General features: G+C 70.0%; 19 protein-coding genes. 6 read left to right on the top strand and 13 right to left on the bottom strand.

Annotated features, from left to right (window positions below):
- The first annotated feature begins 9 nt into the window (after window positions 1–9).
- The 3 genes from ACYVKR_RS16245 to hpaI are packed head-to-tail and all read left to right on the top strand — an operon-like array spanning window position 10 to window position 2,935.
- Window positions 10–1,164, top strand: coding sequence for a sialidase family protein (locus tag ACYVKR_RS16245; RefSeq protein ID WP_460481979.1), 1,155 nt, complete (start codon window positions 10–12; stop codon window positions 1,162–1,164).
- Window positions 1,161–2,114 carry an NAD(P)-dependent oxidoreductase gene (locus ACYVKR_RS16240; protein ID WP_460481978.1) on the top strand — a complete coding sequence of 318 codons (954 nt, stop codon included), beginning with the start codon at window positions 1,161–1,163 and terminating at the stop codon, window positions 2,112–2,114. The genes ACYVKR_RS16245 and ACYVKR_RS16240 overlap by 4 nt, the downstream gene beginning before the upstream one ends.
- Window positions 2,115–2,131: 17 nt before the next feature.
- Window positions 2,132–2,935 (top strand): aldolase/citrate lyase/malate synthase family protein, encoded by an 804-nt coding sequence (hpaI, locus tag ACYVKR_RS16235; protein WP_460481977.1) that lies wholly within the window; start codon window positions 2,132–2,134, stop codon window positions 2,933–2,935.
- A gap of 19 nt (window positions 2,936–2,954) precedes the next feature.
- Here hpaI and ACYVKR_RS16230 read toward each other — a convergent pair whose 3' ends face one another.
- From ACYVKR_RS16230 to ACYVKR_RS16195, 8 genes are read right to left on the bottom strand one after another with little or no spacing between them, the layout of a single operon-like run.
- Window positions 2,955–3,944 carry a Bug family tripartite tricarboxylate transporter substrate binding protein gene (locus tag ACYVKR_RS16230; protein WP_460481976.1) on the bottom strand — a complete coding sequence of 330 codons (990 nt, stop codon included), beginning with the start codon at window positions 3,942–3,944 and terminating at the stop codon, window positions 2,955–2,957.
- Between the two features lie 42 nt (window positions 3,945–3,986).
- Window positions 3,987–4,400, bottom strand: a complete 414-nt coding sequence (locus ACYVKR_RS16225) for a Zn-ribbon domain-containing OB-fold protein (protein WP_460481975.1) — start codon at window positions 4,398–4,400, stop codon at window positions 3,987–3,989.
- A gap of 1 nt (window position 4,401) precedes the next feature.
- Entirely contained in the window at window positions 4,402–5,562 is a 1,161-nt protein-coding gene (locus ACYVKR_RS16220; protein ID WP_460481974.1) for an acetyl-CoA acetyltransferase, read from the bottom strand.
- Window positions 5,563–5,581: 19 nt separating this feature from the next.
- Window positions 5,582–6,739: an acyl-CoA dehydrogenase family protein gene (locus ACYVKR_RS16215; RefSeq protein ID WP_460481973.1), complete on the bottom strand. Its 1,158-nt coding sequence runs from the start codon at window positions 6,737–6,739 to the stop codon at window positions 5,582–5,584.
- A gap of 11 nt (window positions 6,740–6,750) precedes the next feature.
- Window positions 6,751–8,301: an AMP-binding protein gene (locus tag ACYVKR_RS16210; protein WP_460481972.1), complete on the bottom strand. Its 1,551-nt coding sequence runs from the start codon at window positions 8,299–8,301 to the stop codon at window positions 6,751–6,753.
- Between the two features lie 11 nt (window positions 8,302–8,312).
- Window positions 8,313–9,200 carry a MaoC family protein gene (locus ACYVKR_RS16205; RefSeq protein ID WP_460481971.1) on the bottom strand — a complete coding sequence of 296 codons (888 nt, stop codon included), beginning with the start codon at window positions 9,198–9,200 and terminating at the stop codon, window positions 8,313–8,315.
- 7 nt (window positions 9,201–9,207) lie between these two features.
- Complete coding sequence (locus ACYVKR_RS16200) at window positions 9,208–10,110, bottom strand: Rossmann-fold NAD(P)-binding domain-containing protein (RefSeq protein ID WP_460481970.1); 903 nt, start codon at window positions 10,108–10,110, stop codon at window positions 9,208–9,210.
- A 46-nt stretch (window positions 10,111–10,156) separates the two neighbouring features.
- Window positions 10,157–11,137 carry a tripartite tricarboxylate transporter substrate binding protein gene (locus ACYVKR_RS16195; RefSeq protein WP_460481969.1) on the bottom strand — a complete coding sequence of 327 codons (981 nt, stop codon included), beginning with the start codon at window positions 11,135–11,137 and terminating at the stop codon, window positions 10,157–10,159.
- Window positions 11,138–11,365: 228 nt separating this feature from the next.
- Here ACYVKR_RS16195 and ACYVKR_RS16190 point away from each other — a divergent pair, with 228 nt between their 5' ends.
- On the top strand, window positions 11,366–12,151 hold the full coding sequence (locus tag ACYVKR_RS16190) for an IclR family transcriptional regulator domain-containing protein (RefSeq protein WP_460481968.1): 786 nt from the start codon (window positions 11,366–11,368) through the stop codon (window positions 12,149–12,151).
- On the opposite strand, the gene ACYVKR_RS16185 is transcribed toward ACYVKR_RS16190, so the two are convergent.
- The 5 genes from ACYVKR_RS16185 to ada all read right to left on the bottom strand — a co-directional run bounded on the left by ACYVKR_RS16185 (window position 12,152) and on the right by ada (window position 16,112).
- A complete protein-coding gene (locus ACYVKR_RS16185; RefSeq protein WP_460481967.1) occupies window positions 12,152–13,015 on the bottom strand; it encodes a methylglyoxal synthase in 864 nt (287 codons plus the stop codon).
- 33 nt (window positions 13,016–13,048) lie between these two features.
- Window positions 13,049–13,603, bottom strand: a complete 555-nt coding sequence (locus ACYVKR_RS16180) for a cysteine hydrolase family protein (protein ID WP_460481966.1) — start codon at window positions 13,601–13,603, stop codon at window positions 13,049–13,051.
- Window positions 13,604–13,634: 31 nt separating this feature from the next.
- The gene (locus ACYVKR_RS16175) at window positions 13,635–14,411 is read right to left on the bottom strand and encodes an SDR family NAD(P)-dependent oxidoreductase (RefSeq protein ID WP_460481965.1); all 777 of its coding nucleotides are present in this window, start codon (window positions 14,409–14,411) and stop codon (window positions 13,635–13,637) included.
- Between the two features lie 34 nt (window positions 14,412–14,445).
- Window positions 14,446–14,967, bottom strand: coding sequence for a nuclear transport factor 2 family protein (locus tag ACYVKR_RS16170; protein ID WP_460481964.1), 522 nt, complete (start codon window positions 14,965–14,967; stop codon window positions 14,446–14,448).
- Window positions 14,968–15,041: 74 nt separating this feature from the next.
- A complete protein-coding gene (gene ada / locus ACYVKR_RS16165) occupies window positions 15,042–16,112 on the bottom strand; it encodes an Ada family protein (RefSeq protein ID WP_460481963.1) in 1,071 nt (356 codons plus the stop codon).
- A 156-nt stretch (window positions 16,113–16,268) separates the two neighbouring features.
- On the opposite strand from ada, the gene ACYVKR_RS16160 reads away from it, so the two are divergent.
- Together ACYVKR_RS16160 and ACYVKR_RS16155 are read left to right on the top strand one after the other, a co-directional pair.
- Window positions 16,269–17,234 (top strand): bifunctional helix-turn-helix transcriptional regulator/GNAT family N-acetyltransferase, encoded by a 966-nt coding sequence (locus ACYVKR_RS16160; RefSeq protein WP_460481962.1) that lies wholly within the window; start codon window positions 16,269–16,271, stop codon window positions 17,232–17,234.
- Window positions 17,235–17,362: 128 nt separating this feature from the next.
- Entirely contained in the window at window positions 17,363–18,319 is a 957-nt protein-coding gene (locus ACYVKR_RS16155) for a LysR family transcriptional regulator (RefSeq protein WP_460481961.1), read from the top strand.
- Window positions 18,320–18,347: the final 28 nt, after the last annotated feature.

Below are 18,347 nucleotides of genomic sequence, written 5' to 3'. Positions count from 1 at the left end.
GAGAAGCCCATGCCCGATGGATTGCTGCGCCCGCACCCCGAAGACCCGGCCCGCCAGGTGGCCGACCTGCCCTCGCCCTGCGTGCAGGCCCATGCCGCCAACCTGATGCTGCTGGACGACGGCACCCTCGCCTGCGTGTGGTTCGGCGGCTCGATGGAGGGCCGCTCCGACATCTCGGTCTTCATGTCGCGCCTGGCACCCGGCGCCGTGCAGTGGTCCGCGCCCGTTCAGCTGTCGCACGATGCCGAGCGCTCGGAGCAGAACCCGGTGCTGTTCCCGGCGCCGAGCGGTGCGCTGTGGCTGCTGCACACGGCCCAGCATTCGGGCCACCAGGACACCTCGGTGGTGCGCCGCCGCCTGTCACGCGACCATGGCCTGAGCTGGGAGCCCACCGAGACGCTGGCCGATGCCCCGGCCGGCACCTTTGTGCGCCAGCCCATCCACGTCCACACCGATGGCAGCTGGCTGCTGCCGGTGTTCCACTGCCGCAGCCAGCCCGGCCAAGCCTGGGACGGCAGCCATGACGACAGCGGCGTGCTGCGCTCCACCGACCAGGGCCTCAGCTGGCAGCGTATCGCCGTGCCCGGCAGCCTGGGCTGCGTGCACATGAATATCGTGGCGGCCTCGGACGGCAGCCTGCTGGCGTTCTTCCGCAGCCGCTGGGCCGACCACGTCTACCGCAGCCGCAGCGACGACGGCGGCCTGAGCTGGCAGGCGCCCGAGCCCACGGCCCTGCCCAACAACAACTCGTCCATCCAGGCCCTGCGCCTGGCCGACGGCCGCCTGGCAATGATCTTCAACGCCAGCAGCGCCGCCGATGCCACCGAACGGCGCGAATCGCTGTACGACGAGCTGGACGATGCCTCGGCAACGCCGGCACAGGCTTCGGCCGGCGAGCGCCGCTCGTTCTGGGGAGCGCCCCGCGCACCGATGACGCTGGCCCTGTCGGCGGACGACGGCCTGAGCTGGCCCTGGCAGCGCAACCTGGAGGTGGGCGACGGCTGGTGCATGAGCAACGACTCCGAACGCGGCCGCAACCGCGAGTACTCCTATCCCTCCATCCGCCAGGGCGCCGATGGCGCGCTGCACCTGGCCTATACCGTGTTCCGCCAGCACATCCGCCATGTGCGCGTGCAGCCGGACTGGGTGACGGGAGCAGCATGACCACTACCTTCAACGTTCTCGTCACCGCCGAGCACTGGGCGCCCGAGGCCCAGGCCCTGGTGCAGGCCGCTGGCGGGCAGATCCATTGCATGGCCGAACCCATCACCGAGGCCAGCCTGGCCGAGCGGCTGGCGCAGACCGGCGCCCAGGCGCTGGTGCTGCGCGGCTCCAAGCCCGTGACGGCCGCGGTGCTGCGCGCCGCGCCCGCCTTGCGCATCGTGGCCAAGAATGGCGCCGGCGTGGACAGCGTGGACCTCGAAGCCGCCCGCGCGCAAGGCGTAGCCGTGGCCGTGGCGCTGGCCGCCAATGCCCCAGCCGTGGCCGAGCATGCGCTGGCGCTGATGCTGGCCCTGGTGCGCCAGCTGCCGCAGCTGGACCAGCAGGTGCGCTCCGGCGGCTGGGCCGGCAGCAACTGGCAGGGGCGCGACTTTCGCGGCTCCACCGTGGGCATCGTGGGCTACGGCGCCATAGGCCGCGCCACCGCGCAGCTGGCCGCGGCCCTGGGCGCCAGGGTGCTGGTGCTGCGCCCCGCGGGCCAGGCCGACGGCTTGGACTGCGAACCCGAGCTGCACCGGCTGCTGCCCCAGGTGGACATCCTGAGCCTGCACTGCCCGCTGACCGAGCGCACGCGCGGCCTGATCGGTGCACCGGAGTTGGCGCTGCTGCGCCCCGGCAGCCTGCTGGTCAATACCGCGCGCGGCCCGGTCGTCGATGAAGCCGCGCTGCTGGCGGCACTGCAAAGCGGCCACCTGGCCGGCGCCGGCCTCGACACCTTCGACACCGAGCCGCTGCCGCAGGACCACCCGCTCACCCGCCTGCCCCAGGTGCTGCTGACCCCGCATGTGGCCGGCGTCACGCGCCAGGCCGCGCTGCGCGTGGCCACCCTCACCGCCGCCAACATCGTCGACCACCTTGCGGGCCGGCCCTTGCCCGCCGGCCATCTGCTCTGACCCTTCCTCCGTATTCCATGCCCGCCCACAATCCCTTCAAGACCGCCCTGGCCGCAGGCCAGCCCCGCATCGGCCTGTGGCTGTCCATGGCCGACCCCTACCTGGCCGAGGCCGCCGCCACCTGCGGCTATGACTGGCTGCTGATCGATGGCGAACACGCACCCAACGACCTGCACAGCACGCTGGCCGCGCTGCAGGCCGTGGCGCCCCACCCCGGCCAGCCCGTGGTGCGCGTGGTGGAAGGCAGCACGGCCCTCATCAAGCAGATGCTGGACATAGGCGCCAAGACCCTGCTCGTGCCCATGGTCGACACGCCCGAGCAGGCGCGCGCCATCGTGGCCGCCACGCAATACCCGCCCCGGGGTGTGCGCGGTGTGGGCAGTGCCGTGGGGCGCGCCTCGCAGTGGAGCAGCCGCGGCGACTACCTGCAAGTCGCCGACGACGAAATCTGCCTGCTGGTGCAGGCCGAGACCACCACCGCACTGGCCAACCTCGAGGCCATCTGCGCCGTCGACGGCGTGCACGGCGTCTTCATCGGCCCGGCCGATCTGGCCGCCTCGATGGGCCACCGCGGCAACCCCGGCCACCCCGAGGTGCAGGCCGCCATCGAAGGCGCGATGAAGACCATCGTCGCCAGCGGCAAGGCCGCCGGCACGCTGACCTCCGACCCGGCCCTCGCACAACGCTACCTGGATCTGGGCTGCACCTTTGTCGCCGTGGGTGTGGACTTGCTGATGTTCGTGAACGCGGCGCGCAAGCTGCGCGGCCAGTTCGCGGGCGGCAGCCCGGCCGCGGTGGCACGGCCGGGCGCCGGGTACTAGACGGCGGACGGCGCCGGCCCTACAGCTTGATGCCGTTGTCTTCGATGATCTTGCGCCAGGCCAGCATGTCGCGCTGCATGAGCTGGCGGGTTTCGGGCGGTGTCGAATGCCGGGGCACCATGTTCTGCTCCTGCATGGACTGGGCGATATCGGGCTTGGCCACTACCCTGCCCACGGCGGCGGCCACCTTGCTGGCCGCCGCATCGGACATGCCGGGCGGGCCGGCCAGCACGACCCAGGGCACGGCAGAGACTTCCTTGAAGCCCTGCTCGGCCACCGTAGGCACGTCGGCAAAGCCCGGCACGCGCACCGGGTAGTTGACGGCCAGCGCGCGCACCTTGCCCGACTTGACGTGGGGAGCGATGAGGGTCGAGTCTGCAAAGACAATGCCGACATGCCCGCCCAGCACATCGGTCACCGCCGGCGCCCCGCCCTTGTAGGGCACGTGCTGCATCTTGACGCCCGCCAGGCTGCATACCCATTCCATGGCCAGGTGCCCGGTGCTGCCCACGCCCGAACTGGTATAGGTCAGCGCGCCGGCCTTCGCCCTGGCGACCTGCAGCAGGTCCTGCAACGTGCGCACGTTCTCAAGGCCAGCCACCTGCGGGTTGATGGCCAGCACCGCGAACTGCTCGTACAGCAGCGAGATCGGCGTGATCCGGTCGAGCGCGGGCTGCTGGCCGTTCAGCAGAAAGCCCAGCAGCGCCAGCGTGGGGTAGAGCACAAAGCTGTTGCTGGATGGCGCACTGGCCTCCACGGCCTTGATGGCCAGCGCGCTCGATGCCCCCGGCCGGTTCTCCACGATGAAGCTCTGGCCCAGCTCGGCCGACAGCGCCGGCGCCAGCATGCGCGCCGCCAAGTCGGTCACGCCGCCGGCGGCGAAGCCCACGTAGATGCGGGCGACCTCCTGGCTCCAGGCAGGCATTGCGAGCCCGCCCAGCAGCGCGCTGCCGCCCAGCAACACGGAGCGGCGGCGAAGGGGCACGGTGGGACAAAACGGATGGGACATGGCATTCATCTCCTGAAGAACACGAACGTGAGAAGCCGAAGGCTACTCAGCCAGCAGCCTGAACTGCGGCAGCGCCAGCTCGCCTCCCACGCGCTCGAAGACCACCTCGACGCGCTTACCTATGGCCATGTCGCCGGGCTGCACATCCAGCACATTGGCCATCAGGCGCGGGCCCTCGTCGAGCTCGACCATCGCCACCACATAAGGCAGGCGCGCCTTCATGAACGGGTTGGGCGCGCGGTGGTTCACGGTGTAGGTGTAGACCTTGCCGGTGCCGGCCACGCGACGCCACTGCGGAGCGTCGGCCTCGCAGTGCACGCAGAAGGGGCGCGGGTAGAACTGCCAGCGGCCGCAGGCGCCGCAGTGCTGCATGTGCAGCTCGCCGCGCGCGGCGGCCTCCCAGTAGGGTCGGGTCAGGTCGGTGGCCTGGGGCAAAGGGCGCAATACATCGCTCATTTCATACTCCCAAAATCAGGGTGGTATTGCAGGAAAAAACCAGCCCCGGCGCATGGCACAGCGCCAGCTCGGCCCGGGGCAGCTGCCGCTCGCCGCATTCGCCGCGCAGCTGGCGCACGGCCTCGATGGCGACGAACATGCCGAACATGCCCGGATGTCCGTACGACAGGCCGCCGCCCGAGGTGTTGATGGGGAAGCGCCCGCCCGGGCCCAGCGCACCGTCGGCCACGAAGGCGCCGCCCTCGCCGCGCGGGCAGAAGCCCAGTTCCTCCAGCGACTGGATCACACCGATGGTGAAGTGATCGTAGATCTGCACCACGTCGATGTCTTCGCGCGCCACACCGGCCATGCGCAGGGCCTCGTCGGCCGTGGCCGCCACGCCCGTGTCCAGCCAGTCGCCGGTGTTGAAGGGCGTGTAGTGGTGGGCATGGGTTTCGGCCGCGCCCAGCACGTAGACCGGCTTGCTGCGCAGATCGCGGGCGCGCGCGGCGGACACCACCACCAGCGCGCCACCGCCATCGGTCACCAGGCAGCAGTCGCGCTGGCGCAGGGGCTCGGCCACCACGGGCGAGGCCATCACCTCGTCGAGACTGGTGGGTTCGCGCCGGTAAGCCTTGGGGTTGAGCTGGGCCCAGCGCCGCGCGGCCACCGCCACCTCGGCCAGGTCTTTCGGCGTGGTGCCGTAGCGGTGCATGTGCAGCTGGGCCACCATGGCGTAGTAGCCGATGGGGCTCAGGTGGCCGTAGGGCAGGATGAACTGGCCGCGCGGCGTGTGCGGCGCATCGGCCGCCACGGCACCGCCCTTGCGCGAGCCGTCGGACAGCTGCGTGCTGCCATAGGTGATCAACGCCACCTCGCACAGGCCCGCGGCAATCGCGGCCATGGCGCGCCGGATGTGCAGCAGGTTGGACATGCCCCCCACATTGGTCGAGTCCACATAGCGCGGGCGTATGCCCAGGAACTCCGACACCTGCAGGCTGGAGAAGCGGTCGTCCGTGTGCGCGAAAACCGCGTCCACATCGCGCAGCGCGAGGCCCGCATCGGCCAGCGCCAGCCGCGCGGCCTGGGCCTGCAGCTCCAGCGCCGACTTGCCGGGCACCTTGCCCAGATCGGATTCGGCCACGCCGGCGATGGCGACGGACCGGGACAGCGATTGGCTCATACGCCCCACTCCTTTTTCATTACAAAGCCCGCGCGATCACTTCGCGCATGATTTCCGACGACCCGCCATAGATCCGGTTCGGCCGCACGTCGGTGTAGGCCCGCGCGATCGGGTACTCGCGCATGTAGCCATAGCCGCCGAAGAACTGCATCAGGTCGTCGATGGAACGCGTGGCCTCGCTGGCCCAGAGCTTGGCCATGGCCGCGCCGTCGGGCGTGAGCTCGCCCTGCAGGTACTGCTGCAGGCAGCTGTCCACCAGCGCCCGCGTAGCCCAGGTCTGGGCCTTGATGTCCGCCAGCCGGAAACGAATGAACTGGTTCTCGACCAGCGCGTGGCCAAAAGCCTGGCGCTGCTTCACATAGTCCACCGTCCACTGCAGCGCCACTTCCAGCGCCACCGCGCAGCGCAGCGCGATCAGCAGGCGCTCGCGCACCAGGCCGCTCATGCCGTAGGCAAAGCCGCGGTTCAGCTCGCCCACCAGCATGTCGCCGGGCACGAACACGTTGTCGAAGAACAGCTCGGCCGTGTCCTGCGCCTTCTGGCCGAGCTTGTCGAGCAGGCGCCCGCGGCTGAAGCCCTCGCTGCGCGTGTCCACCCACAGCAGGCTGATGCCCTTGGCCCCGGCGGCCGGATCGGTCTTGGCGAACACCAGCACCCTGTCGGCGTGGTAGCCGTTGGTGATGAAGGTCTTCTGGCCGCTGAGCCGAAAGCCCCCATCCACCGGCACGGCCGTGGTGCGGATGGCCTTCAGGTCGCTGCCGGCGCCGGGCTCGGTCATCGCCACCGAGCCCACGATGTCGCCGCGGGCCATGCCGGGCAGGAACTGGCGCTTGAGCGCCTCACTGCCGAACTCCAGCAGGTAGGGCGCCACGTTCTCGGAGTGCGTGGTGAAGCCGGTGACGCCGGTGGCCAGCGCGCGGGCGATTTCCTCGACCACGATGGCGCTGTGCAGGAAGTCGCCGCCACCGCCGCCGTAGTCCTCGGGGGTGCCCGGCAGCAGCAGGCCGGCCGCGCCCGCCGCGCGCCACAGCTCGCGCGGCACCAGGCCCTGGGCCTCCCAGTCCTGGTGGTGCGGGGTGATCTTGTCCGCGATGAACCGGGCCACGCTGGCACGGTACAGCTCGTGGTCCGCCGAGAACGCGGTGCGCTTCATCGCCTGGTCCTGGGAATGGCTCATAGGACTTTCCTTCAATGGGCTATCTGGCTTTGCTCGGGCCAGTACCGGGCCTTCACCAGGCGCTTGAGCAGCTTGCCCGACTCGGCCCGCGGCAGCTCCGTGACGAAATCCACCGAGCGCGGGCACTTGAGGGCCGAGATCTGGCTGCGGCAGTGCGCGATCAGCTCGGCCGCGAGCGCATCGCTGGCGGCGGCCGCATCCTGCAGCTGCACCACGGCCTTGACCTCCTCGCCGAACTCGGCGTTGGGCACGCCGACGACGGCCACGTCGGCCACGGCCGGGTGGGCGGCCAGCACGTTCTCGGCCTCCTGCGGGTAGATGTTCACGCCGCCCGAGACGATGGTGTTGGCCAGCCGGTCGGTCAGGTACAGATAGCCCTCGCCGTCCAGGTAGCCGATGTCGCCATAGGTGGCCCAGCCCCGATCGTTGTAGGCCTGGCGGGTCTTGTCCGGGTCGTTGTGGTACTCGAAGCGGCCGCCGCCCGAGAAATACACCACGCCGGGCGTGCCCGCCGGCTGCTCTTGGCCCTGGTCGCCCACGATGTGCACCTGGCCGAACTCGGCCCGGCCGACCGAGCCCGGGTGGCTCAGCCATTCGTGCGAGTCGAGCGAGGTGCGCCCCACCAGTTCGGTGCCGCTGTAGAACTCGTACAGGATCGGGCCCCACCAGTCGATCATCTGCTGCTTGACCGCCGGCGGGCACGGCGCCGCCGCGTGGACGGCATAGCGCAGGCTTGCCAGGCTGAAGCGCGCCCGCTCTTCCTCGGGCAAGCGCAGCAGGCGGATGAACATGGTGGGCACCCACTGCGCATGGGTCACGCGGTAGTGGTCTATGGCCTCGAGCGCGACCAAAGGATCGAACTTCTCCATCATCACGCAGCTGCCGCCCACCTTCATCACGTTCATGTTCCAGCGCACCGGGGCCGTGTGGTAGAAGGGCGCGGTCGACAGGTAGACCGTGCCGGCGTCGAAGTCCTTCCAGCGCATGCGCGGGTCGTCCTTGGCGGCAAAGAACTTGTTCGCATCGGCCAGCGGCCGCTTGATGCCCTTGGGCAGGCCGGTGGTGCCGGACGAGTAGCAGAAATCCATGCCCGGCAAGGTCTCGGGCAGCGCCACGGTGGGCGGCTGCGAGGCGATGAAGGCCTCGTAGTTCGTGAAGCCGGGCCGCGTGCCGTCGAGCAGGATGCGCTCTACCGACAGTCCAGGCAGTGCATCCAACGCGCCGGCCTCCACATCCTGCAGCGTGCGCGCCGAGCAGAACACCGCCTTGGCGCCGCAGTCCTGCAGGATGTAGCGCACCTCATCGGTCTTCAGGTGGCGGCTGATCGTGGTGTAGTACAGGCCGATGCGGAAGGCCGCCCAGAGGATCTCGAAGTAGCGGACATGGTTCTCCAGAAAGATGGCGACGACGTCGCCCTGCTGCAGCCCGGCCGCCCGCAGCGCCGCCGCGCACTGGCGCGAACGCTGCTCCAGCTCCCGCCAGGTCACCACCTGCTCGGACGGCACCATGCGGTAGGCCACGCCATCGGGCTTGTCGCGGGCAAAGGTCTCGATAGTCGACATGCGTTCTCCTTTCAAGCCACGGCCACCGTAGTGACGGCCACCGTGGCGACGCCGTGACTCAGCACCTTCAGGCCGCGCTCCTTCGCGTGCACCTCGAAATGCACGCGGGCACCGTCGCGCCACTGGCTCAGCACCAGGGTCTCGCCCGGGTATACCGGCGCGGAGAAACGCGCCGCCAGGCTCTGCAGCCGCGCGGGGTCATTGCCGCAGGCCAGCTTCACCAGCCCGCGCGCCGCCATGCCATAGCTGCACAGGCCGTGCAGGATGGGCTGGTCGAATCCCGCCTGGCGCCAGGCCGCGGGCACGGCATGCACGGGGTTTCGGTCGCCGTTGAGGCGGTACAGCAGCGCCGCATTGCGCTGCGTGGGCATCGACAGCTGCACATCCGGCGTGCGCGCCGGCGCGGCGGGCAGGGGCTCCAGCGGCGCATCGCTGGGCGCGCCGGCCGCCGAGTAGCCGCCATCGGCCCGGCAGAACGACACATGCTCGACCTGGGCCAGCAACCGGCCGGAGTCGGCATCGGAGACCTCGCGCACCGTGGTCACCAGCGCACCCTTGCCCGCGCCCTTGTCGACGATGCCGCCCACGCGGGTCTGGCTGCGCACCCGGGCGCTGGCCGGCAGCGCGCCGAAGAAGCGCATGCGGTGCTCGCCGTGCAATATCTGCAGCCAGTCTATGCCGGTCGCCGGGTTGGACGCCCAGGCGCCCGGCGCGCCCACCGTGGCCAGCAAGGTGGGCAGCACGCGAATGTCGTCCTCAAGCACGAAGGGCAGCTCGTCCTCGTCGAGCGGATCGGCGGCCAGCCCCAAGCTCAGCGCGTAGCGGATGCAGTCGTCCACGCCGTAGGCGGTGATATCGTCGCCGAAGGGCCACTGCTTGACGGTGTCGTAGTGGATCATGCGTGCCTCACACCGGGTCCCAGCAGAACACCTCGGGCGAGCGCTCCAGCGGCGTGAAGGCGCGCTTCAAGGCCGGCAGCGCATGCGACTGCAGGCTGTCCTGGTCCCAGCCCGTGGCGCTATGCACCGAGGCAACCGGCCGGGGCTGGCTCATCACCATCACCTCGTTGCCGCGCACCGCCAGGATCTGGCCATTGATCTCGCGCGCTCCGTCGCCGACCAGGAAGGCCGCCACCGCCGCCACCTGCTCCGGCTTCATGGACTGCATGCGCGCCAGGCGCTGCTTCTCCGCCTCGGTCTCGCTGGGCAGGGTGCCGATCAGGCGGCTCCAGGCAAAGGGCGCGATACAGTTGGAGCGCACATTGAAGCGCGCCATGTCGAGCGCGATCGACTTGGACAGCGCCGCGATCCCGAGCTTGGCCGCCGCATAGTTGGCTTGGCCGAAGTTGCCGATCAGCCCCGAGGTGGAGGTCATGTGCACCAAGGCGCCACCCTGCTGGTCCTTGAAGAAAGGCGCCGCCGCGCGGCTCACGTAGAACGAGCCGTTCAGGTGCACGTCCAGCACCGCGCGCCACTCGTCCTCGTTCATCTTGTGGAAGATGCGGTCGCGCAGGATGCCGGCGTTGTTCACCACGCCGTCGATGCGGCCGTAACGGTCCACCGCCGCCTGCACGATGGCGGCCGCACCGTCGCGCGTGGCCACCGAATGGGTGTCGGCCACCGCCTCGCCGCCGGCCGCCACGATCTCCCGCGCCACCTGCTCGGCCGGCCCCGCGTCCTGGCCCTCGCCGCTGCCGCTGGCGCCCAGGTCATTGACCACCACCCTGGCGCCCAGTGCGCCCAGCAACAGCGCCGTCGCCCGGCCAATGCCGTTGCCGGCGCCCGTGACCACCACCACCTTGTCTTTCATCGCTCGTTCTCCCTGTGTCTGCTGTTCGGTGCGCGCCCAGAGGCACTCACTCCGTCTTGATCTTTCCGACCCGAATCACCTGGGTCCAGCGGTCCTTCTCGGCCTGCACGAAGCGCTCGAAGTCCTCGGGGCTGCCGCCCACGGCCGTGCCGCCCTGCTGGGCAATGGTCTTGCGCACCTCGGGATCGGCCAGCACCTTGTTGAGCTCGGTGTTCAGCGCCCGCACCACGGCCGGCGGGGTCTTGGACGAAACGAACAGCCCCAGCCACACCGACACGTCGAAATCCGGGTAGCCCAGCTCCATCAGCGTGGGCACGTCGGGCAGCTCGGCGCTGCGCTCGCGCGTGGTGACGGCGATGGGGCGGATCTTGGCGCCGCGGATCAGCGGCAGCGCGGTGATCAGGTTGTCCACCATGTAGTCCACCTGGCCGGCGATCAGGTCGGTCAGCGCCGGCGCTGCGCCCTTGTAGATCACGTCCACCGCGTGGATGCCGGTGCGCTGGTTCAGCAGCGCGCCGGCCAGGTGCCCGGACGAGCCACTGGTGGACACGGCTATCGACAAGCCCTGCGGCCGCGCCTGCGCATACTGCTTCAGCTCGGCCACCGACTTCACCGGCAGCTTGGGGTTGACCACGACCACATCGGGCATGGACAGCACATGAACCACCGCCGTCATGTCCTTGTAGGCATAGGGCAGCTTGCTCTGCAGCTCGTAATTGGCCGCGTTTGGCCCCAGGCTGCCCATCACCAGCGTGCGGCCGTCCGGCTCGGCGCGCAGCATGGCCTGGATGCCCAGCACGCCACCGGCGCCCGGGTGGTTTTCCACGATCACCGGCTGGCCGGTCTTCTCGCCCAGCGACTTGGCCAGCAGCCGGCTGGTCAGGTCCAGAATGCCGCCGGGCGAGCTGGGCGCAATGATGCGGAAGGGCTTGCCCGTGGGCAGGTCGGCCGTCTGCGCCAACAGGCTGCAGGGCAGCGCGGCGGCAAGTACCGCCGCCACGGCCATCGCGAATGGACGTCGCTTCATCTTTGTCTCCTTGAGGAAGGGCTTTGCCCTTATACTGTCCGCCTAGCGGATTTATATATCCGTCTAACGGTTATTTAAGGCCATTTTCTGCAGACCGTCAATATCGCGGGCGGGGGTGGCACTTTGGGTATCGTTAAGGGGCCCTTTGCCTGGGTTCGCCAGACCCGCACGCCGGTGCGCTCAGACGCCTGCGAGCGGCGGTCCGGCAAGGGCGCAGAAAGACAGACCATGACCAATCCGGAAAACGAAGGCTTTGTGCGCGCGTTCGCGCGCGGCCTGTCCGTCATCGAGGCGCTGGGCCAGAGCGGCCCGCACACCGTGGCCAGCGTGGCCGCGTCGTCGGCGCTGCCGCGCACCGTGGTGCGGCGCATCCTGCTCACGCTGTGCGAGCTGGGCTATGCCGTGCTGGCCAAGGACAAGAGCTTCCACCTGACGCCCAAGGTGCTGAACCTGGGCACGACCTACCTCACCTCGCTGCCGTTCTGGGGCCATGCGCAGCGCGTGCTCGAGAACCTCTGCGCGCAGCTGCAGGAGTCCTGCGCGATGGCGGTGTTCGACGGCAGCGAGGCCGTGTTCGTGCTGCGCATCCCGTCCACCAAGATCATGTCGCTGCGCCTGGGCATGGGCAGCCGGCTGCCGGCCTACGCCACCGCGCCGGGGCGGGTGCTGCTGGCCCACAGCGAACCCGAAGTGCTGGCGCGCTACCTCGGCGGGCACGAGCTCAAGCCGCTGACCCCGGCCACGCTGGCCACCGAGCAGGACCTGCTGGGCGCGCTCGACCGCATCCGCCACGATGGCTTTGCCTGGGTCGAGGGCGAGTTCGATCCGCATGTGGCCGGGCTGGCCGTACCCATCTACGACGAAAGCAACCGGGTTGCCGCGGCCATCAGCGCCAACCTGCTGCGCTCGGACTTCAGCCGCGAACAGGCTGTGCAGGGCGTGCTGCCGGCGCTGCGCAGCGCCTCAATGCAGCTCGCCAGCCTGGCGCCGGCCTTTCTGCGCGCGCCGGGCTAATCAGCCGCGTTTTGCTGCCGCATCGCACCAGCGCTGGGCCACGCCCGGCGAGGTGGTGCAGACCACGCCCAGCGTGACGGTGGTCACGGCGCGCTCCAGCAGCTGGATGTCGGCCTCGTGCTGGCGGGCCACATGCGGGTCCTCGAAGAAGATGGCGCGGTGGCAGCGGCCCTCGAGCACCAGGTCGGCGATCTGCGCGTCGCCGCCCAGCGGGCCACTGTTGTAGCGGTCCACCCAGGGCTGGCCCGCGGGCCAACCCTTGCTCCAGGCCATCTCATTGAGCCTGCTGCCCGTGGTGCCGGTGCCCACGCGCCGGCGGAACCGCGACAGCAGCGCGAAGTTGCGCTCGGCAAACTCCAGCATCGTGGGCTTCATCGCATCGTGGGCGATCAGCGCCAGTGTCTGGTTCTCGTAGTCGTGCAGGCCATCGGCGCCGCGGTCGCGCGGCAGGCCGGCATGGATGCGCTCCATCTCGATCCAGTCGCGCGCGCTGGCCACGGTGGAGAGAAAGGGCTTGCCGTGGATCACGCACTGGCGCTTGAGCGCCAGCGCCTCGGGAAAGATCGACGACGGGTCCACCGGGTCCATCAGGTAGATGGCGCCGTCCAGCGTGCGGCCCTCGCCCATGCCCACCACCTCGGCCACCAGTTTCATCAGCCCGCCGTCGCGGCCGTAGGGCATGCGCACCAGGCCGGCATAGCCCTGCAGCATCTGCGCAGCGGCGATGGCGTCGTAGGTACGGCCCACCGCGTGCAGGCCCAGCTGCAGCTCGCGTATGCCGTGCTCGCAGGCGCGCAGCAGCGCGAACAGCGCGCCGTCCTCGTTGTGGTGGTGCAGGCGGTTGGCGGCAAGTCCCAGAAGCATGGCGGTCCTCAGGCAGGAAAGAAAAGGGAGTTTTTAGAGCGCAGCAGCCTCGGCCAGCGCCACGCGCGGACCAAAGCTGCCGATCGCGGGCAGCGTGGCATTGTGGTGCGCAATGATCTGCGGCGCGGCGAGCGCCGCATGGCCGACGGTGGTGTGGCCGTCGCTCACCAGCGTGACCGGGTAGCCGTGGCGCAGCGCGGCGCGGGCCGTGGTGTCCACGCAGAACTCGGTCTGCATGCCGCAGACCACGAGGCGCTTCGCCCCCAGTGCCTGCAGCCGCGCCAGCAGATCGGTTTTCCAGAACGCATCGGGCGTGGTCTTGCCCACGCGCTGGTCGCCGGGCTCCACCTGCAGGCCCTGCGCCAGCTGCCAGCCGGCGCTGCCGTGGCGGAACGCGCCGTCGGCCTCCTCGTGCTGCACCAGGATGACGGGCACGCCGCGCCGGCGCGCCTGGGCGGTGACCTGGTTGATGCGGGCGATGGTGCCCGCGCCGTCCCACACGGCCTGCGCGCCTTCGCACAGGGCCTGTTGCACATCGATCACGATCACGGCGGTATCCGGGGGCACGTCCACTCCTGTTGCGTCCATCCAGGCCGGATTCTGCCTGATGCCGCAGCGCTCAGACGCCGAAACCGCCCGCGACCGAGATGGTCTGCCCCGTCACGTAGTTCGCCCGCTCCGACGCCAGGAACACCGCCGCCTGGCCGATGTCGCGCGCCTGGCCCCAGCGCTTGAGCGGCAGCATGGCCTTGACCGCCGCCTCCCACTCCGGCGTGAAGGTGCCCGCCGCCTGGCCGGTCTTGAACTGGCCGGCATCGATCACGCCGACCAGGATGGAGTTGGCGCGGATCTCGTGCCGCCCCTCTTCCTTGGCGATGCCCTTGACCAGCGCCTCGTTGGCCGCCTTGGGCACCACCGACAGCCCGTCGAGCTGCGGCCACCAGTCGTGGCCGGCCGAGCCCAGGTGCACGAAGGAGCCACCGCCCTGCTCGCGCATATGGCCCAGCGCCGCATGCACGGCGCTGGCAAAGCCGAAGGCCTCGATGTGCATGGATTCGCGGAAAGTCGCCTCGTCCCAGGTGGAGATGGGCTGCTGCGGCACGACCGGCCCCGCGCCCCAGACCACCGTGTGGATGCGGCCGTGCGCGGCCACGGCGGCGGCAAAGGCGGCCACCACCTGCGCCCGCTCGCGCACATCGACGGGGTGGACGGACGCGGCCACGCCCAGCGCGCGGAGTTCGTCGGCCAAGCGCTCGGCCCGCTCGCGGCCGGCGCGGTAGCCGATGGCCACGGCCGTGCCGGCGCGGGCGAACTCCCGCGCCACGCCGGAGCCAATGCCGCCGCTGCCGCCATAGACGAACACAGCGCCGTCGGGAAAATCTCGTGGAATGCTCATGCTACTGTCTCTCTCCAGGGAAATTAATTGGTGCTCATCGCGCTGCCGGCGCAGCGCCGGCCGAGGCCGAGCGCCCGGCCACCACCACGCGGTCGCGGCCGTCGGCGTCGCCCTCGCGCACCAGGGTCGAGAGCTTGCGGCTCAGGCTGCGCGTGATGCGCCAGCCCTCGGGCGTGCGCACGAATTCGTCCTCGTACCAGACGGCAAGCTGCGTCTGGCGGTGGTTCAGCGTGTCGATTTGGAAGAAATGCAGGTCGAACCAGCCGCGCGCGGTGTCGCCATCGACCTCGACGATGTCGTTCTGCCCATGGTGGGTGTCGACGATGTGCGGCACGCAGCCGAATTGCTGGTACAGCGCCACGAAGGCATCGCGGCTGGTGAACAGCGGGAAGTCCTCGTAGTCGATGACGGCGTCGGGCACGAAGCAGGCCCGCACCGCCTCGGGCTGCTTGCGGTCGCAGGCGCGCAGGTAGCGCCATTTCAGCTGCCGGATCGCCTCCCGGTCTTCGATGCGCGCGATCCGGCGCTCCAGCTCAACGTAGGGTTCACTCGCCATGCCTTGTCTCCGTAGGCGGTGCAGCACTGCACCGTTTCGCGGCGATTAAAGCACATTTATGCAAATTTGTGACATTACACGTGGCTGTGCTCGCGCTCCAGCAACTGCTGCTTGCGCTCCACGCCCCAGCGGTAGCCCGAGATGTCGCCGTCGCGGCGCACCACGCGGTGGCAGGGGATGGCCACCGCCAGCCGGTTGGCGCCGCAGGCCTGGGCCACGGCGCGCACGGCGCGGGGCTGGCCGATGCGCTCGGCGATCTCGGCATAGCTGGCCGTGCGGCCGGCCGGGATCTCGCGCAGCGCCTGCCACACCCGCTCCTGGAAGGCCGTGCCGCGCACGTCGAGCGGCAGCGCCAGTCCCAGCGACGGCTGCTCGACGAAACCCACCACCTGGGCCACCAGCTGCTCGAAGCCGGCATCGGCCCCCACCAGCTCGGCCTGCGGGAACTGGTCCTGCAGGTCGCGCACCAGCGCCTCGGGGTCGTCGCCCAGGAAGATCGCGCAGATGCCGCGCGCGCTCTGCGCCACCAGGATGGCGCCCAGCAGGCTCTGGCCCACGGCGAAGCGGATGCGCGCGCCGCGACCGCCCTGGCGCCAGGCGCTGGCGTCCATGCCCAGCCGCGCGCCCGAGGTGGCGTAGAAGCGGCTGCTGGAGTTGAAGCCCGCGTCGTAGATGGCGTCGGTGACGGTGGCGGCGTCGCCGGCCAGGGCCTCGCGCAGCCGCCGCGCCCGCTGGGCCGAGGCGTAGGCCTTGGGCGTGAGCCCGGTCTCGGCCTTGAACACGCGGTGGAAGTGGAACGGGCTCATGCCCACCTGGGCGGCCAGCGCATCGAGGCTGGGCGGCTCGTCGGCGGCCTCGATGCGGCGGCAGGCGGCCGCCACCAGCGCCGCGTGCTGCTCGGCCACGGCATGGCGGTCGCTGGCGCTGCGGCGGCTGGGCCGGTAGCCGGCGGCCTGCGCCTGTTCTGCGCTGGCGAAGAAGGCCACGTTCTCGCGCCGGGGCAGGCGTGCCGCCGTGCTAGGCGCGGCGTAGACGCCGGTGGTGCTGACGGCGTAGACGAAGTGCCCGTCGGCCGCCGGGTCGCGCGCCTGCAGGGCGGCCCAGCGCTGCTCGTCGGTGGCGAAGGCCAGGGGTTCGGTGCTCATGGCAAGTCCTTGGAGTTGGCAATGGTGCCAGCTTAGAAAAACATTGCAGCGCAAGCACCCTTGTTCTTGCGCTGCAATTGGGCCTGGCATTGGTTGCGATCCGCAAGTATTATGGAATTGCGACTCGCAACCTTTATCCCGCCACCGGAGATCCCCATGGACACCACCACCACCCCACCCCGCGACCAGACGGTGCAGGAGCTGCGCGCGCTGTCGCGGCAGCTGGTGCGGGAGCTGGGCTTCATGCGCACCACGCTGGCCGACAGCGGGCTGGCGCCGTCGGCCGTGCACGCCGTGCTGGAGGTGGGCGCGGCGCCCGGCATCCAGGCGCGCGACCTGGCCGGCATCCTGCGGCTGGACAAGTCCAACACCAGCCGGCAGCTCGCCAAGCTGGAGGCGCTGGGCCTGCTGGAGCGGCGCCGCGCGGACGGCGACGCCCGCTCCGCCGCGCTGCAGCTGACCGCCGCCGGCCAGGCGCTGCGCCAGAAGATCGACCGCTTCGCCACCGACCAGGTCTCGGACGCCCTTCAGCGCCTGGTGCCCACCGAGCAGCAGGCGCTGCTGCGCTCGCTGGCGCTGTACGCCGGTGCGCTGGCGCCCGCCTCAGGCCCCACCGAGCCACGCGGTACCGCCATCGTCGAAGGCTATGTGCCGGGCTGCATCGGCGACGTGGCGGCGCTGCATGCGCGCTTCTACGCGCAACATGCCGGCTTTGGCGTGTATTTCGAGCAAAAGGTGGCCAGCGAGCTGGCGACCTTCGCCGGCTCGCTGCCCGATGCGCGCAAGGGGCTGTGGCTGTGCGTGGCGGGCGGCCGCACGCTGGCCTCGCTGGCCATCGACGCGGACATGGCCGACGACGGCAGCCGCCTGGCCCACCTGCGCTGGTTCATCGTCGACGACTCGCTGCGCGGCACCGGCATGGGCCGCGAGCTGCTGGCGCGCGCCATGCGCTTCGCGGACGCGCATTTCGACGCGACCTACCTCTGGACCTTCCGCGGCCTGGATGCCGCCCGCCATTTGTACGAATCGGTGGGCTTTGCACTCACCGACGAGGCCGAAGGCGACCAGTGGGGCGCGCGCGTGACCGAGCAGCGCTTTCTGCGGCGCAGGCCGGCGGCTTGATCGAATTTGATAGCTTTTAGCGCTTACTACAAGCCATATTCAAATAGTTTTGACGTGAAAATCAAGACACAGAAAGCGCTAGCAGCTATCTATTTCGATATCCGCAAAACCCGCTAAGCTTGGCGCCCATGTCCACCGCCCCGCTGTCCACCCCCCGCGCCGCGCGCGCCCGCGCGCTGCTGGGCCAGCTCAGCGACATGGACCTGCGGCTGCTGCAGGTCTTCAAGAGCGTGGTCGAATGCGGCGGCATGGCGGCCGCCGAGCTGGAGCTGAACATCGGCACCTCCACGCTCAGCCGCCACATGAAGGACCTGGAGACGCGCCTCGGCATGGTGCTGTGCCGGCGCGGGCGCGCGGGCTTCGCGCTCACGCCCGAGGGGCACCAGGTCTACGAGGCCACGCTGCAGCTCTTGGGCGGGGTGGACCTGTTCCGCAGCCGCATCGACGACATCCACGCCCGCATGGGCGGCAACCTGGAGATCGCCGTCTTCGACAAGACTGCCGGCAACCCCGAGGCGCGCATCCACCAGGCGCTGCGGCTGTTCCACCTGCAGGCGCCCGACGTGAACCTGCAGCTGCACGTCAGCTCGATCAACGCCATCGAGCGCGGGCTGATGGACGGGCGCTTCCACATCGGCATCATCCCCGCGCACCGCAGCTCGGCCAGCCTGGTCTACCGCGACCTGTTCGGCGAGAACATGCTGCTGTACTGCGCGCCCGGCCATGCGCTGTTCGGCGGCGACCACGCCGCGCTCGACTGGGAGGCGCTGCGCCGCTACCCCTTCGCCGGCCTGGGCTACCACTCGCCCAACATGGAGCTGAGCCACCAGGTGCGGCTGGCGCGCCAGGCCACCGGCTTCGACCAGGAATCCATCGCCACGCTGATCCTGTCGGGGTGCTTCCTGGGCTTTTTGCCCGACCACTATGCGCGCAGCTTCGTCGAACAGGGCCAGATGCAGGCCGTGCGGCCCGAGCTGTTCCACTACCACTGCCAGTTCGTCGCGCTGTGGCGATTGTCGCCCGCGCCCAGCCGGGTGGCCCAGGCCTTCATCGACTGCCTGCAACAGACCCATTCCGTCGCGTAGCTGGCGATTTATACACAGATTTGGCGCA

The organism is Comamonas humi (assembly GCF_054782535.1).
The sequence above is the reverse complement of the archived record's forward strand: the minus strand, read 5'-3'. Positions and strand labels throughout refer to the sequence as shown.